Genomic DNA, 16,897 nt, shown 5'->3' on the forward strand with positions numbered 1-16,897 from the left:
GCCTTTGACTGCGAATGAACCCAGCGACTGAGGGAGAATCACTTTGAAAGAACTAGGGGTAGGTATTGCAATTACAGGCAGTGGTTCCGCAACCCCAGCGGTTTGCCTGGACAACGATCGCTTGTCTGAGATGGTGGAAACCTCGGATGAATGGATCGCATCTCGCACGGGGATTCGGAACCGCCGATTGGCTGCACCGGATTGCTCGTTAACTGAACTGGCCGATCGCGCGGCTCGAGAGGCGATCGCCATGTCTGGAATCGCCGCCGCTGACCTGGATCTGATTATTCTGGCCACCTCCACTGCTGATGACCTATTTGGCAGTGCCAGTACGATTCAGGCAAGCTTGGGGGCGCGAAAAGCCGTGGCATTTGACCTGACGGCGGCTTGCTCGGGATTTCTGTTTGGCATGGTGACGGCGGCTCAGTTTATTCGCACTGGGGCTTATAAAAATGTACTGCTGATTGGGGCAGATATCCTCTCGCGCTGGGTGGACTGGACCGATCGCCGCACCTGCGTCCTGTTTGGCGATGGTGCCGGGGCCGTGGTGATGCAGGCGTGCGATCGCGCCGATCGCCTGCTGGGGTTTGAATTGTGCAGCGATGGCACCCAAAACAAATGTCTGCAATTGCCCTATCAGCCTCAATCCACAGAACTCCTGGAAGGAGTGGCGATCGCCCAAGGCACCTATCACCCCATTACCATGAACGGTCAAGAAGTCTACCGCTTCGCCGTCAAACGAGTGCCGGAAGTTATCGAAAAAGCTTTATTTCGCGCCGCGATCGGCGTCGATGACCTCGATTGGCTGCTGCTGCATCAAGCCAATCAACGCATCCTCGATGCGGTGGCCCATCGACTGAAAATTCCCGATCGCAAGGTGATAAGCAATCTCGCTGACTATGGCAATACCTCCGCCGCCTCTATCCCCATCGCTCTGGATGAAGCCGTGCGCGATGGCACTATTAAACCCGGAGACACGATCGCCGCCTCCGGTTTCGGTGCGGGCCTGACTTGGGGTGCCGCTATCTTTCAATGGGGTTAGCGACTGGTCATTAGTCATTTGTGCAATGACTAATGACCAATGACCAACCACCAATAACCAACAACCAATAACCAACAAAGAAGTGATGACGAAAACAGCATGGGTGTTTCCGGGACAGGGGTCCCAAAAAATTGGCATGGGAGTGGATTTGGCAGAGGAGCCAATTGCGAGCGCCAAATATGAAGCCGCCGAGAAGATTCTCGGGTGGTCGGTGCCAGAAATCTGTAACAGCGAAGACGATAAAGTATCGAACAGTCTCTACACGCAACCAACTCTTTATGTGGTAGAGAGCATTCTGGCGGATTTGATGCGCGATCGCGATCGGCAACCGAATCTGGTGGCGGGTCATAGTCTCGGGGAATATGTCGCCCTCTATGTAGCCGGGGTTTTCGACTTCGAGACCGGATTAAAACTGGTCCTGCGGCGCGCCGAATTGATGTCAACTGTTGCGGGGGGGCAAATGATGGCCCTGATCGGATTTAACCGCGAGCAACTCGAGGAGCAAATCGAACAAACTGCTGACGTGGTACTCGCTAACGACAACAGCGACGCCCAAGTGGTGATTTCCGGCACCCCGGAAGCGGTGGAAGCGGTGGCGAGCAATATCAAGACCAAACGCGCGGTGAAATTAAACGTTTCCGGTGCGTTTCACTCCCCCTTCATGGCACCCGCCGCCGCTGAATTTCAGACGGTACTCGACGGCGTAACCTTCGCCGATGCGGGGGTGCCGGTACTGTCGAATACAGATCCCACCCCGACGACGAATGGCGAGAGATTAAAACAGCGTCTCAGCAGTCAAATGACCGGTTCGGTGCGCTGGCGAGAAATTATGCAGCAGTTCTCGGAACAAAATATCGAAACTGTGGTAGAAGTCGGTCCGGGTAAAGTGCTGAGCAATCTCATCAAACGGGCTTGTTCTGGAATCAGTTTAGGGCAAGTGGGAACCCTTGCAAATTTACCGGAATAACCCAGGGTTTGTGACTCGTTCTCAGGCTACCGCTTACCCACGATGGACAAAAACTGACCCGTTAGTTTAAGCGAATTTTAATCGAAAACCTGTGGCAAAAGAACGCGAACCGATTGAGAGTTTAGTGCTCTATCATCTGTTCAAATGGACAGTGGTAAGCCCCATGCTTCACGCCTATTTTCGGGGGCGGATTTATGGTGCCGAAAAGGTGCCGCAGTCCGGACCGCTGGTGGTGGTGAGCAATCACGCCAGCGATTTCGACCCGCCGATCGTGTCGAATTGCATGAAGCGCCCGGTGGCATTTATGGCCAAAGAAGAGTTATTTCGCGTGCCGATATTAAACCAGGCGATTCAGTGGTATGGGGCCTATCCGGTTCGGCGCGGAACCAGCGATCGCACCGCAATGCGATCGGCTTTATCCTATCTGGAAAATGGATGGGCAACCGGATTATTTTTAACCGGCACTCGCACCCCCGATGCCCGCATTCGTAACCCGAAATTAGGTGCGGCATTGATTGCCGCCAAAGCACAAGCCCCCCTGTTGCCAGTCAGTTTGTGGGGAACCGAGGCAATTCTTCAGAAAGGAGAAGTGGTTCCAAAATCGGTGCCGGTAACGGTGAGAATTGGAGAGATTATCGATCCGCCCACTTCGACGAAACGCCCCCAATTAGAGGCGGTGACGAATCAATGCGTTGAAGTGATTCATGCCATGCACGATTTAGGGCGATAGTCCGACGGGGACTTAAGTCCCCGCCGGACCGTGGGGTCTACAAAAGCTTGTTGAGAATGAATGGGCAAAATTTTCCGGTACATCCCGCCGCTTATTTAAATATAGCACAAATGTTTTTTATATAGTTCCGTTCATTTGTATAGAAATACAGCAACGCGAGCGAACGGTGTGGTGGGTTTCACCCTAAAAAATGTTAGGTGAGTTAGCAGAAAATAAAAAGATAAAAGTTTCGCTGACTTACAGTTTCATCTAATAAATTTTAATAATTTATATAATAACTTGGCAAAAGCTCGCCAAAGCCGAGGAGAGGTTTGCTTGCAGAGGGAGAAAATTTCGAGCTATGATGAAATCGTGCCAGCAAAAAGCGGGATGTGATGCCAAAACCCATTAAGTAGGTAAAGTTGGCCAACCACAGTCCCTCTGGTTGTATCTGTTTGATGACGGCACCGATTTCTTTTTTAAAACGGGAGTAAGTTAATGACAATTATTCGAGAAAAAAGTGAAATGCTGCTGCAATTAAAAGGATTGTCTCCCGAGGAAGTGGAGGAGTCGCGGCGAATTTACGGCAATAATATTCTGAGTCCGCCGAAACGAGAACCCTGGTGGAAACTGCTGTTAGAGAAGTTTGAAGATCCGGTGATTCGGATTTTGATGGTAGCCGCCGCGATCGCGATTGTTGTGGGTAGCCTTGAGGGAGATTATATTGAAGGATTGGGGATTATTGCTGCCATTATTCTATCCACAGCGGTAGGATTCTTGAACGAATACAAAGCCAAACAAGAATTCGATATCCTCAACCAAGTGAACGATGAAGTGACGTATCATGTGATTCGCGATCGCAGCGTGCGAGCAGTGGCGAAAAAAGATATCGTCGTCGGAGATATCGTAGTGCTAGAAACCGGGGAAGAAGTGCCCGCCGACGGGTGCATTTTAGAAGCCATTTCGTTGCTGGTGAATGAAGCGAGTTTAACCGGGGAAGGGATTCCGGTTCGCAAACATGCCCAAAGCGAAGCGAAGGAGGATTCCCAGCGGGTTTATCCGGTGGATAAACTGCTGCGCGGGACGATTGTAGCGGACGGACATGGCACCATGCAAGTCACGGCGGTGGGCGATCGCACCGAAATCGGAGAAACGGCGATCGCGGCGATCGAGGACACCGAGGAAGAAACGCCCCTGAATGCCCAATTAGACCAACTCAGCAAAGCGATCGGCGTCCTCGGGTTAAGCGTGGCGGTGCTGACAGATTTTGCCCTGGTCTTACGCGGGGTACTCGTGGGTCATCTCACCCTCACAGCAGGTCAATGGTATTTTACCGCACTGATTGCCATCAGCGCCGCGATCGCCTTAATTCGCATCTGGTTGCCCATCGTTTATGATGCCATTGAATTAGCAAAAGGCAACCTAGAAAGACCAAATTGGTTGAAAAATGACAGGGCGATCGAATGGCTAAAAACCCTTGCCCTTGCCTTACTCATCCTGGGAATTGGCATCGGGGTTGGTGCTCTATTCCAATGGCTGCCCGCCTCGATTCAGCAGTGGATGCCCGCCGCCGCCGCCCATCAATTGCTGACCTATTTTACCATTGCCGTCACGATTATTGTAGTCGCCGTTCCGGAAGGATTGGCCTTGAGCGTGACTCTCAGTCTCGCCTACAGCATGAGAAAAATGACCCAACAAAACAATCTCGTGCGCCGGATGAATGCCTGCGAAACGATTGGCGCGGCGACGGTGATTTGTTCCGATAAAACCGGGACACTGACGCTGAACGAAATGCGCGTTAGGGAAACCAACTTTCCCAGTTTGCGGGATGAGAATATTTCCCCACTTATCGCAGAAGCGATCGCCGCGAACACCACAGCCAACTTAGAACGAAACCCCGGAGAAATGCCTTCTCCCTTGGGCAATCCCACCGAAGCAGCCTTGCTATTATGGTTAGACGAACATCACATCGATTATGCCGAAAAACGCGGCGAATTCAGCATTGTCGAGCGATGGGCATTTTCCACCGATCGCAAATACATGGCCACCTTAGGAAAGTCCCCGGAAAACGGGTTAATTTTGCACGTTAAAGGTGCGCCGGAAATACTTCTCGATCGCTGTAGCCAAATTTTAACCCCAGAAGGCATTCGACCCCTCAGCCATGCAGAAACCATTACTGCGGAACTCAAAGACTATCAAATGCGGGGGATGCGGACATTAGCATTTGCTACGGTTTCATCCCCGGAAAATTATCGGGAGGAAATGGACATTGATGAGTTAGCGCAAGAGATGACCTGGGTGGGATGTGTGGCGATCGCCGATCCGATTCGTCCCGACGTTCCCAAAGCTTTGGCTACCTGCAAAAAAGCCAGCATTCGCATCAAAATGGTAACCGGAGATAACCCGAACACTGCCAAAGAAATCGCCCGTCAAATTGGCTTAATTAGCGATAGCGAACCGTCAACCAGCTATCTTACCGGACCGCAATTCAGCCAACTGAAAGCGGAAGAGGCAAAAGCCGCCGCGCAGAACGTCAAAGTGCTGGCGCGCGCGCGCCCTGCTGACAAACAAAGACTGGTGAAATTGCTGCAAGACAGCGGAGAAGTGGTGGCGGTAACTGGGGATGGAACCAATGATGCCCCGGCATTAAACCAAGCGCAAGTCGGGTTAGCGTTGGGGAAAAATAGCACCTTTGTGGCGAAAGAAGCCAGCGATATCATTATTTTGGATCGCGCCTTCGAGAGTATCGAAACGGCGGTGATGTGGGGGCGATCGCTTTACCAAAACATCCAAAAATTCATCCTGTTTCAACTCACTATTAACGTAGCCGCTTGTGGCATTGCCTTACTCGGTCCGTTTATCGGCATCAACTTGCCTCTCACTGTCACCCAACTGCTGTGGGTCAACTTAATTATGGATACCTTTGCTGCATTAGCCCTCGCCACCGAACCGCCCAGCGAAACCGTGATGGAAGTGCCGCCGCGCGATCCGCAAGACTTCATCATCACGAAACCAATGGCGATCGCTATCTTTACCGTTGCCCCGATTTTCCTCTTCTTTCTGCTGGGATTTTTGCTTTACATCCAGGAAGATGGAACCGTCACCAAGTACGAACTCTCTTTGTTCTTCACCACCTTCGTGATGCTTCAATTCTGGAACTTGTTTAATGCGAAATGCTTCGGATTGAATAAGTCGGCATTCTCCAAGTTGTTCGAGAATAAAGCCTTTATTACAATTGCCACGGTGATTTTACTCGGTCAAATCCTGATGGTGCAATTTGGCGGTTCTCTCTTCCGAACCGTTCCCCTCTCCGTGCAAGATTGGCTGATGATTATCGGTGGCACCTCTAGCGTACTGTGGCTGGGAGAAGCCGCACGATTCTTCGCGCGCATGAAAGTGCGATCGAGCCATTAAATTGAAGCAAGGGTGTGAATGATGCCCTCACGTCGATTGCGGGCGGCGGAACCTCGGGTGGGGCGTTCCCCCCGGGGGGGAAACGAGTTAAAGCCGTTAAAAGTCAGCTGACAGCTTGCCGAAAACGTATCGTATCCAAGGCTTCTCACTGCTCGGCGATAAATTCCCCGAGAATGTGATAACATTCGGCTACCGGAGTGCGTTTTTCCATTGCGGTGACTAACGCTTCATAGGCGTCTAGATGGGATTCGATTAGCGTTTTGGCTTGCAAGGTTGCCCAGCGTTCTTTGAGTTGAGCGTCGGTTGCCGAGCGGCGATTTTGGGCTAAAATGGCACGTAGTTTGGTGCGGTCTTCTGCGCCGCCTTCGGCGCTGTCATACATCAAGGTTTCTGCGGCAATTCCCGCCATCCAGATGGTGCAGTAGCGATCGAATAATTGGGCAGATAAGGTACCGCGTTCGAGTTCGGATAGCAGTTCGCTATCGGCGAACCGAACGCCGCCTCGGGCGGGGTGTCCTTGTTGGAGGGATTCCCAGGCATTCAGGGCATAGCCGGTGATGGGAATGCCTAGGAGATGGGCGACGAGAAAGTGTCCGGCTTCGTGGCGCACCACGCGCGATCGATATTGAGGAGAAAATCCGGCGAAGGTATCGACTAACAAGGTGGCACCGGTGCCTTTCAAGCTTACCGAGTCGATGGTAAAAAATCCCAATAGGCTAAATGTGGCCACGGCGGGAATCAGCGGGGAGAGGTTAAACATCGGCCCGAGGAGGGTCGAAACTGTCATGGCGAAAACGGAAATGGAAATTAGATTGAGGGCGGTTTGACTCATGGGTAAATGATGATTTGAGTTTCGTTTTTGCCGATCGCGGCTGTGAATGTTAAAAAATGTTAAGGCGTGTTAGGCCATCCTAACACACCTTTTGGTAGTTCTCAGGGGCGATCGCGCCGCCCAGGGCTTTCGCAGATGAGGGGAAATCGATCCGGAGGAGACTATTCCTGACCACGCGCCTTGTAAAAGGTTTCTAAGCTGTGGCGATCGCCCACGAAACGCCAGTGCCAGGGTTCGTAAGCCACCCCTTGCGGATTGTCCTTGGGAAAAGAAAGCTCGAAACTAAAGTACGCCGCATTCGCTTCCAACCACTGAAACGCCGCCGTATTTTCAAAATTCTCATTGACATGGGTTGCCGGCACATTCGCATCGCCGATATCCACCGCATAGCCGGTATGATGTTCGCTATATCCGGGCGGGGCGCTGACTTCGGCGCGTTCCGATGCCACCTGTCCCCGTTGCGCCTTGATTTCAAAAAATAAATATTGTTGGTCTTCTACGGTTCTAAATCCCGAAATCGGCACTAGATAAATGCCTTCGGCGCGGGCAGCAGCTTGCATGTCTAAAAATGCCTCCGCCGCCGTTTGTCTTAATTTGATGCTACCATCACTGACGATCGCCTGCAGGTCTTCTGGGGATGCTTGCTCGTAAGGCAAGTGCCCCAGGAGGCCCTCATCGGTTTCCGAAGGCTCCCCATTTGCCGCCGTCGGCGTTGGGGAAGCTTCGGCGGTGGGCTGTTCCGTTTGGGGTGCTTCGGGAGTGGGCGAGGGGCTTTGGGTGTTTTCCGGCGCTTCCCCCACTGTCGGGGGTCCCGCTTGCAAGGCAAACCAAACTCCCGCCAACAGGGCGATCGCGCCGGTGGCTAACAATCCCAAAATTAACCCCATCGGTTTTGACCCACTCGGGGTCTCGGGGTTGGGCGTATCTCGAACCGCCTCCGGAATATCCTCTGCCATAACTGCCGAGGTTTTCGACTTGTTTTCAGACAGACCTGCTTTATCCAATGGATCGACTCCTGCACTTAAAGTCCAACTTGCACCATACAAATTTTAGACTGCCACACATCGCGCTCGTCGTTGCGCGCAGAAATTCCAACCATTGCCTCGGGACACCTTTCTCTAAAAATGTGGCATTCTGCTTGCATCATGTTTCTTTCTGCTTTCTCCGTATCAGGATTGACAGACGCAGCCGCTGTTTTTATGGGTGAATCGGATGGAGTATCGCAACTGCTCGCTCGCGCTCAATCCAGGATTTTCTACGATAAATTTCCCCGATTCGATTTTAGACGCTAAAATTTTAGCGCTACCCTGGGAAAAAGCGATCGCTCTTTGGTTATCCCGGTTTTCCACCCTGGAAAAGTTGCTTTTTATCCGGCTGCAACAATTAAAATTGCATAGTCATGTTGGAAACTCATTCATGCTCTTTTTTATTGGGATTTTCTTCAATGCTTATCCTTGGCAACCGATTTCAGACATTTGTTAATTAAAAACAATAAAAGTTTCTAAAAAAAATCCTAATGTTAGTGCAAAAGGCTCGATTTTTATGGCTCAAACAATAGCCTCAAAATTTTGAAAAATGAAGTTAAGTTAGGAGTGGTTTATGGCATCGGATAACGAGCTTTTTTATCGAGCGATCGCACTCAGGAGAGAAATCACTAGGGTTATTTTTTCATAAATCCTGCATTTTATCGAGTTGAGAAAATCACAGTTGAAACCATGCCCAGTTTGGGAACGAAACTAATCGAACTCTACACGCAGCTTGGCGGATTGGCGATCGTGGGACTTATCCTGGGACGTTTCTTGCCGTCAGTGGTGCCTTTGTACTTGGGAAAATTTTTATTTTGGGCGGGGATCCCGATCGCCGTGGTGGGATTCGTGCGCCGCAGCGACCTTTCCGGGGCAATTTGGCTGGCCCCGGCGATCGCTTGGGTGGCGATTCTCCTGGGAGCTTTCCTCAGTTGGGGATGGCTGAAAATCATGGGTAAGCGCCCGGAAAACAGTAGCGACGCCGATGCCCTTCCCGAACCTGCCGAGGAGTCCTGGAACACACCGCGACAAGGCAGCTTTCTGCTCTCCTCAATGGTGGGCAACACTGGCTATATGGGCTATCCGGTGATTTTGGCATTATTTGGCGATCGCTATTTCGCTTGGGCGCTGTTTTACGACTTGTTGGGCACTGTGGTGGGCGCTTACGGACTCGGAGTGGTTCTGGCGGCGGAATTTGGCGAAGGCGGGCATAAAAGCCCGGGAGAGCTGGCGCTGGCGATTGTGAAAACCCCCACCCTGTGGGGCTTGGGTCTGGGCTTGCTGATTCGCGATGTCCCTCTATTTCCGCCCCTGGAACAGAGCCTCGCCAGCTTTGGACGATTGGCGATCGCCGCATCTCTGGTACTCCTGGGCATGAGACTGAGCCAGTTGCACAATTGGAGCAGCATCAAACCCGCTTCGGTGAGCTTAGCCATCAAAATGCTCCTGGTGCCGTTGGCGTTAGGCATCGGTTTATTTCTATTCGACCTCCCTAGCGCCCCTCATTTAATCTTGGTGTTGCAGATGGGAATGCCCCCGGCGTTTGCTACCTTAGTGATTGCAGAAGCTTATAACCTCGATCGCGATTTAACCGTGACCGCTCTGGCCCTCGGCTCGATGGGGTTTTTGCTGCTTCTTCCCTTTTGGTTGTGGCTATTTGGCGTTTAATGGGGGCTAGTCGGTTCGTACTGCGCGGCGAGTTCCGCCGGAGTCATGCGCTCGTAGGGTTCAAACGGCTGGTGAATCCACGGATTATCGGGCAAGTAATCTACATAATAATCCGGCTTGACGATGGAATTGGCTTTGTACCAAATCACAGCAGTGCGGATTTCTTCAATCTCATCGCCATAGCGATCCCACAGCCATTTTTGCATTTCGCGCAAGGAAATCCCCGAATCTACTAGGTCATCTACTAATAACACCTGAGTGCCCAGGCGATCGCGGGTGGCGGTCAAGGTGGGGGCGATTTTTAGCGCTCCGCGCTCTTGTCCGCTCGGTCCGCCGTAGGAAGAAGCGGACACAATGGCCAAGGGGCGATCGTAAATCCGCGCCATTAAATCCCCCACCCGCAGTCCGCCTTTCGCAATGCAGACAATTTGGTTAAATTCCCAACCCGAATGATAGATTTGAGCCGCTAGACGCTCAATTTTTTGGTGGTACTCCGACCAACCGATGTAAAGGTCTGCCATAGCTAAGGCAACAATTCAACACCAGGACATGATAAAACAACAAAGGCAATAAACCAGCATAGCATACCCGCAAAGCGCCATTCTGTATGCCAAGATACGGATTGTCATATGGTAACAGGTCATGTGGTAACAGGTCATTGGTCATTGGTCATTGGTCATGTGGTAACAGGTCATTGGTCATTGGTCATGTGGTAACAGGTCATTGGTCAAATGACAAACCACAAATGACAAAGGACAAATGACAAAGGACAAAGGACAAAGGACAAAGGACAAATGACCAATGACAAAGGACAAATGACAAAGGACAAAGGACAAATGAAAAATGACCAATGACAAAGGACAAACTTCCGACTCTGCTGCTGAAAACGCCATCGCTGAGAAGCTGAGCTTTGGGACGAAATTGGCGTTTGGTGCCGGGGACCTCGGCACGGCGATGACGGCGAATATTATTGTATTTTACCTGCTGTTTTTCTTAACCGATGTGGCGGGATTGTCGCCGGGGTTGGCGGGTAGTATTCTGACGCTTTCCAATATTTGGGATGCGATTAACGATCCGATTGTGGGAGTGCTGAGCGACAAGACGCGATCGCGGTGGGGACGTCGCTATCCGTGGATGATATTTGGGGCGATTCCGTTTGGCATTTTCTTCTTTTTGCAATGGATCGTGCCACCGTTGAGCGAATGGGGTTTATTTTGGTACTATATCGCCATTTCTTTGTTGTTCAATACTGCCTACACGACGGTTAATTTACCCTACACGGCGTTAACTCCAGAATTGACCGAAGACTATGACGAACGGACGAATCTGAACAGCTTTCGCTTTGCCTTTTCCCTCGGGGGAAGTATTGTTTCGTTGCTGATCGGCAAAATTATTTTCGACCTGGTGGAAGATTCCCAACTGCGCTACATCTTGTTGGGGGGAATTTGTGCGGTGATTGCCGTATTGCCGATTTATTGGTGCATTTTAGGAACGCGCGATCGCCTGCAGCAAATGCAGCGGCAAAAACCCGAGGCGGAAGAACCGGTTTCTCTGCCGTTATTGGAGCAATTCCGCATTGTATTAAATAACCGTCCGTTCCTGTTTGCGATCGGAATTTACGTTTGTTCTTGGTTAGCATTGCAGGTGACGGCTTCGATTATTCCCTATTTTGTAGTCAGTTGGATGAACCTCCCGGAAGCGGCATTTCCTCAAGTGGCTCTAGCGGTGCAAGGAACGGCGTTGGTGATGCTGTTTTTTTGGAGTAAACTGAGCGATCGCTTGGGTAAAAAAGCAGTTTATTTTATGGGAATGAGCCTCTGGTTAATCGCCCAATTTGGCCTATTTTTCGTCCAACCGGGACAAAATCTCTTGATGTATTGCCTAGCAGTGATGGCGGGATTTGGCGTAGCAACCGCTTATTTAATTCCCTGGTCGATGGTTCCGGATGTTATCGATTTGGACGAATTGCAAACCGGTCAGCGTAGGGAAGGTATTTTCTATGCGTTTATGGTGTTGTTACAAAAAATCGGTCGCGGGTTGGGGTTATTTTTAGTGGGACAAGCGTTGGAATTTGCCGGTTATCTCGAGCGAGTGCCCGGGGAAGCGATTCCCCAACAACCGGAATCAGCACAGCTTGCCATTCGGATCGCGATCGCGCCCATGCCGGCGTTAGTGATTATCGGCGGTTTAATTTTAGCCTATTTCTATCCGATTACCCGCGATGTCCACCACAGTATTTTGCTGCAATTGCGCGAACGCAAACAGAGCAACGAACGAGCGTAGTGTAAAAAAGTATAGTAACTTCAACAAGCAGGCGATTGAAATCGCGCCTTCGCAGACACTAGGGTAGCCATGCCCGTTAGGGCTATAGCCCGCGTAGGCGGGCTAGGATCGTACACAGGTTCAGGGTACCGTGAGTGGTGGTTTAGAACGCCAACGGCTCACCCGGGAAAGATGGGGAACAATTAGACAATTGACAACCCCCTTACGATCGCCAAGGTTCCTCCCAAGGACCGCCGCCAGTTTCCACCCCACAGAGAGAACTTTGTGCTTGCAACAGGGTGCGCCATTGTCCCCCCACCCGCGATCGCAGAGTCAGCATCACCTCACCTTTCATGGTATCGCGACAGGCGATCGCCAACCCCTGTTGAGTCGGGGCACGCAGGGGAGTTCCCGGCAGATCCGCGTTCGCCCTCACTTCCACCTGCAAATCCCCCTTCGTCGCCTGCATTTCCCAGCGTCCCCAAGGGTCGATATTCCAACTCACCTGAGAATTCCAGGGGACGAACTCGTAGAACGCACCGCGATAGTGGAAACAAATCAACGCCACCGACTCCATCCACCACAGCACCCCGCGCCGTCCCCCACCAGCAGTTAGGGCCAGATCCGGTTCCTCATCAAAACAATTGCAATTGATCCAAAACCATTTTTCCGGAAAAGCGCCGCCCCAGTTTTTCTCGCTGTACGCCGGGGCCTCAGTAAATTCATAGCGGCGATCGCCCCACTCGATCCATCCCGTAGCCAAACCATGCGCCATCAAAATTTGCCATCCGGGTTCAAAAATCGGGAAAAACGAGAACAGACCCGCCGTAGAAAGCTGACCGCGAAAGCGATCGCCCCACCCATAAATCGGTTGAATCGCATACTCCCACTTGCAGCGCCGTTGAGTACCCGGATCGAATAACTGACCTTGATGCCACCTCGCCGTCGCTTGATACCCTTGTTCCAGATGACGCGCGAACTTTGTCGGTTCCAAATACTGCGGTTTGAGCCTTAAATCCGTTTTCCCCCAGTGACCCAGCGCCAGAGCGGTAGCGCTCGCCCAAAACCCCCGCACATCGGGAAAAGTCCGGCACAGATATTCATCATCCGGACCGAGAATTTGCGCCCCGCCGCCACTGTAAGGAGAATTGCCCGCCGGGTCTTCAATCGAATACATAAACGCAAACGTTTGGCGATCGCGCGGTAACGTCACCCGATAGTACCATCCTTCAAAAAAACGACCCTCAGAGCCATCCCAGTGATAGCCGCTGTGGGGAGTTTGTCGGTTCAGCATAGGAATTAATTGACCCAAAACTGGGCACAGAATCACAACAAAACGCCAGGGTGCCGATGATTTTGCTTGCCTTTTTGGGGAGAGGCGGAGCCTCAGAAAGAGCGTTCCCAGACGGGAGGGAACGAGTCAAACGAGTCAAAATAGCCCGCCTAAGCGGGCTTAGTCCCCACCCGCGCCAGCAAATCCAGCAAACCCAAAGCACCTCAACCACTATAATGATTGACAAACCGTTCCATCAGATAGAATTTGGGATAGAACCGTGACCGAAGCCAAAAGCTATAAAGATACCGTAAACCTGCCCCAAACCGGGTTTCAAATGCGGGCAAACGCCGTCAAACGCGAGCCAGAACTCCAGGAATTTTGGGCAGAGCATCAAATTTACCGAAAACTCTCGGAAAACAATCCGGGCGCACCCTTCGTGTTGCACGACGGCCCCCCCTACGCCAATGGTGCCCTGCACATGGGGCACGCCTTGAATAAAATCCTCAAGGACATCATCAACAAATACCAGTTATTGCAAGGGCGAAAAGTGCGCTACGTCCCCGGGTGGGACTGTCATGGTTTGCCCATCGAACTGAAAGTCCTGCAAGCGATGAAGTCCAAAGAGCGGCAAAATCTCACCCCCCTCAAACTGCGGCAAAAAGCCAGAGACTTTGCCCTAAAAACCGTAGAAGAACAAAAACAAGGCTTCCAACGCTACGGCGTTTGGGGAGACTGGGACAACCCCTACCTCACCCTCAAACCCGAATACGAAGCCGCACAAATCGGCGTCTTCGGTCAGATGGTACTCAAAGGCTACATTTATAGAGGACGCAAACCGGTTCACTGGAGTCCCAGTTCCCAGACAGCCCTCGCCGAGGCAGAACTGGAATATCCCGAAGGGCACACCTCTCGCAGTCTTTATGCCGCATTCCGGGTGACGAAACTCTCGGAAACCGCCGCCGCACTCGAACCCTACATGAAGCAACTGTGGGTTGCCATCTGGACCACCACTCCTTGGACGATTCCGGGCAACCTCGCCGTCAGCGTCAATCCGAAGCTGGAATATGCCGTGGTGGAAACCGAACCGGATTACAAAGTCGGATCCGGTAAATTCCTGATCGTCGCCGCCGAATTGGTAGAGCGCTTGTCCGCCACATTAGGTACGGAACTCACCGTCAAAACCAAAATTTCCGGTCAGGCGTTGGAACATTGCACCTATAAGCATCCGTTGTTCGATCGCGAAAGCGAAGTGGTCATCGGCGGCGACTACGTGACCACCGAATCCGGAACCGGGTTGGTTCACACCGCACCGGGTCACGGGTTGGAAGACTATCAAGTGGGTCAGCGCTACGGATTGTCGGTTTTAGCCCCAGTGGACGAACGGGGGAATTTCACCGCAGAAGCGGGGGAATTTGCCGGCTTAAACGTCCTAGACGAGGGCAATGCAGCGGTGATTGAGGCCCTGCAAAAGGCGAACTCCTTGCTGAAAGAAGAGCCATACGTTCACAAGTATCCTTACGATTGGCGCACCAAAAAACCCACCATTTTTCGGGCGACGGAACAGTGGTTCGCCTCGGTGGATGGCTTCCGGGAAGCGGTAATGAAGGCGATCGCCGACGTGCAGTGGATTCCGCCCCAAGGGGAAAACCGCATCACCTCAATGGTTGCAGAGCGATCGGACTGGTGTATCTCCCGTCAGCGCAGTTGGGGCGTTCCCATCCCGGTATTTTACGAAGAAGATACCGGCGAAGCCCTGATGAATGAAGAAACCATCGCTCACGTGCAGCAAATCGTGGCCGAACGTGGCTCCGATGCCTGGTGGGAACTGCCGGTGGAAGAATTATTGCCCGCATCTTATCGCCAGAATGGCAAAACCTACCGCAAAGGGACGGATACAATGGATGTGTGGTTTGATTCCGGGTCCTCTTGGGCTGCAGTGGCCGATCGCCGCTCGGAATTGCACTATCCGGTAGAGATGTATTTGGAAGGCTCGGACCAACATCGCGGCTGGTTTCAATCCAGTTTGCTCACCAGCGTGGCGAATAACGGTTTCGCTCCTTATAAAACCGTGCTGACTCATGGGTTTACCCTGGATGAAACCGGGCGGAAAATGAGTAAATCCCTGGGGAATGTGGTAGACCCTTATACTATTATTAATGGCGGGAACAATCAGAAAAAAGAGCCGCCTTATGGTGCGGACGTGCTGCGTCTGTGGGTGTCTTCGGTGGATTATTCCTCCGACGTGCCAATTGGGAACAATATCCTCAAGCAGTTGGCGGATGTGTATCGCAAAATCCGCAATACGGCGCGGTTTTTGTTGGGGAATTTACATGATTTCGACCCGGAAAAACATGCGGTTCCTTATGCGGAATTGCCGGAGTTAGATAAGTATATGCTGCATCGGATGACTGAGGTGTTTGGAGAAATCACCGAGGCGTTTAATAGCTATCAGTTTTTCCGGTTCTTCCAAACAGTGCAGAATTTCTGCGTGGTGGATTTGTCGAATTTTTATTTGGATATCGCCAAAGACCGTTTGTATATCAGCGGCGCAGATGCCTACCGCCGTCGTAGCTGTCAGACGGTGCTGGCGATCGCGGTGGAAAATCTGGCTAAAGCGATCGCGCCGGTCTTGTGCCACATGGCGGAAGATATCTGGCAAAATCTCCCCTATCCGACGCCCTCTCGGTCCGTGTTTGAAGCCGGTTGGGTGAAGGTAGATGCCGGCTGGAAAAATCCCGAGTTGGCGTCACACTGGCAAAAATTGCGGCAAATTCGCGGCGAAGTGAACCAAGTGCTGGAAAAAGCCCGTCAGAATAAGGCGATCGGCTCGTCGTTGGAAGCGAAGGTGCTGCTTTACGTTCCCGATGAGGAACTGCGGGAGCAATTGGTGCAGATGAATCCGGATTCTCGCGCCAGTCTCCTCCCACCCCCGCCGACTATCGCCGACGAGACGCCCGAACCACCCGCGCCGCCGGACACGCCGCAGCAATGGCAGGAGGTGTTGCAAAAGGTGACGGCATTTTTAGCCGAGTTTCCCCGCTATTTGAGTGAGTTTTTCTCCGGGTACAAGCGTCCCTTGGTGACGGTGGGATTGATGTTCGCCGCGATTGTCTCGGTTCTCGTCCTCGGGGCGATTGTGGATGCGATCGATGACCTTCCCCTGCTTCCCGGAATCCTGGAACTGGTAGGTATAGCATATAGTGCCTGGTTTGTCAAGCGCTATCTGTGGCGTGCGGCAAATCGTCAAGAGTTATGGGAAATGTTGGCATCGGCGAAAACCTATGTCATCGGAGAGGCAAAACCCGGTGAGGACCAGGAGGCGATCGCGCCACCTTCCCCCAAACTCACCGAACCCGTCACCCCAGAAGTGCCGCACATTCAGCCCGCGATTCGGGGGAATGGCGTGGACGAACTGCGCTATCTGTTTATCGCCTCCCAAGTGGAGGTGGTGGATAGTCCAGAACCCTTGAAAGGGGTGGAGTATCGTTCGGAAGCCGATTTCTTGGGGGTTGCTGTGGTCAAAGCAGAGGGCGAAAAATGCGATCGCTGCTGGAACTACTCCACCCACATCGGCGAATCTCCCGAAGACCCCACCATCTGCGAACGCTGCGTCGCCGCTTTAGCCGGTGAATTCTAAATCCTCGGGTGGGCATTATTGCCCACCTTACTCCCAATCAAGGGACGGGAAATGCCATCAATGAA

Annotated in this window: 11 protein-coding genes; 7 read left to right on the forward strand and 4 right to left on the reverse strand. The window is 52.1% G+C overall.

Annotation, left to right across the window (positions count from 1 at the left end):
* Positions 1-43 precede the first annotated feature (43 nt).
* The 4 genes from AC0QH1_RS16415 to AC0QH1_RS16430 all read left to right on the forward strand — a co-directional run bounded on the left by AC0QH1_RS16415 (position 44) and on the right by AC0QH1_RS16430 (position 6,132).
* A complete protein-coding gene (locus tag AC0QH1_RS16415) occupies positions 44-1,042 on the forward strand; it encodes a beta-ketoacyl-ACP synthase III (protein WP_324632291.1) in 999 nt (332 codons plus the stop codon).
* An 85-nt stretch (positions 1,043-1,127) separates the two neighbouring features.
* Complete coding sequence (gene fabD / locus AC0QH1_RS16420) at positions 1,128-2,009, forward strand: ACP S-malonyltransferase (RefSeq protein WP_324632292.1); 882 nt, start codon at positions 1,128-1,130, stop codon at positions 2,007-2,009.
* Between the two features lie 91 nt (positions 2,010-2,100).
* Complete coding sequence (locus AC0QH1_RS16425; RefSeq protein WP_324632293.1) at positions 2,101-2,739, forward strand: lysophospholipid acyltransferase family protein; 639 nt, start codon at positions 2,101-2,103, stop codon at positions 2,737-2,739.
* A 477-nt stretch (positions 2,740-3,216) separates the two neighbouring features.
* The gene (locus AC0QH1_RS16430; protein ID WP_324632294.1) at positions 3,217-6,132 is read left to right on the forward strand and encodes a calcium-translocating P-type ATPase, PMCA-type; all 2,916 of its coding nucleotides are present in this window, start codon (positions 3,217-3,219) and stop codon (positions 6,130-6,132) included.
* Positions 6,133-6,277: 145 nt separating this feature from the next.
* Here AC0QH1_RS16430 and AC0QH1_RS16435 read toward each other — a convergent pair whose 3' ends face one another.
* Positions 6,278-6,964 carry an ATP-dependent Zn protease gene (locus AC0QH1_RS16435; RefSeq protein WP_324632296.1) on the reverse strand — a complete coding sequence of 229 codons (687 nt, stop codon included), beginning with the start codon at positions 6,962-6,964 and terminating at the stop codon, positions 6,278-6,280.
* A 161-nt stretch (positions 6,965-7,125) separates the two neighbouring features.
* On the reverse strand, positions 7,126-7,968 hold the full coding sequence (locus tag AC0QH1_RS16440; protein ID WP_442957325.1) for a M15 family metallopeptidase: 843 nt from the start codon (positions 7,966-7,968) through the stop codon (positions 7,126-7,128).
* A gap of 711 nt (positions 7,969-8,679) precedes the next feature.
* Between AC0QH1_RS16440 and AC0QH1_RS16445 the strand changes: the two genes are divergently transcribed.
* Complete coding sequence (locus tag AC0QH1_RS16445; protein ID WP_324632297.1) at positions 8,680-9,657, forward strand: AEC family transporter; 978 nt, start codon at positions 8,680-8,682, stop codon at positions 9,655-9,657.
* Here the strand turns inward: AC0QH1_RS16445 and AC0QH1_RS16450 are convergent.
* Positions 9,654-10,178, reverse strand: a complete 525-nt coding sequence (locus AC0QH1_RS16450; RefSeq protein ID WP_324632298.1) for a phosphoribosyltransferase — start codon at positions 10,176-10,178, stop codon at positions 9,654-9,656. The two genes, AC0QH1_RS16445 and AC0QH1_RS16450, sit on opposite strands and share 4 nt — an antisense overlap.
* A 322-nt stretch (positions 10,179-10,500) precedes the next feature.
* Between AC0QH1_RS16450 and AC0QH1_RS16455 the strand changes: the two genes are divergently transcribed.
* On the forward strand, positions 10,501-11,940 hold the full coding sequence (locus AC0QH1_RS16455) for an MFS transporter (RefSeq protein ID WP_324632299.1): 1,440 nt from the start codon (positions 10,501-10,503) through the stop codon (positions 11,938-11,940).
* 202 nt (positions 11,941-12,142) lie between these two features.
* Here AC0QH1_RS16455 and AC0QH1_RS16460 read toward each other — a convergent pair whose 3' ends face one another.
* Entirely contained in the window at positions 12,143-13,213 is a 1,071-nt protein-coding gene (locus AC0QH1_RS16460) for a tocopherol cyclase family protein (protein WP_324632301.1), read from the reverse strand.
* A 259-nt stretch (positions 13,214-13,472) separates the two neighbouring features.
* On the opposite strand from AC0QH1_RS16460, the gene ileS reads away from it, so the two are divergent.
* Positions 13,473-16,832 (forward strand): isoleucine--tRNA ligase, encoded by a 3,360-nt coding sequence (gene ileS, locus AC0QH1_RS16465; RefSeq protein WP_324632302.1) that lies wholly within the window; start codon positions 13,473-13,475, stop codon positions 16,830-16,832.
* Positions 16,833-16,897: the final 65 nt, after the last annotated feature.

The organism is Phormidium sp. CCY1219 (assembly GCF_055795085.1).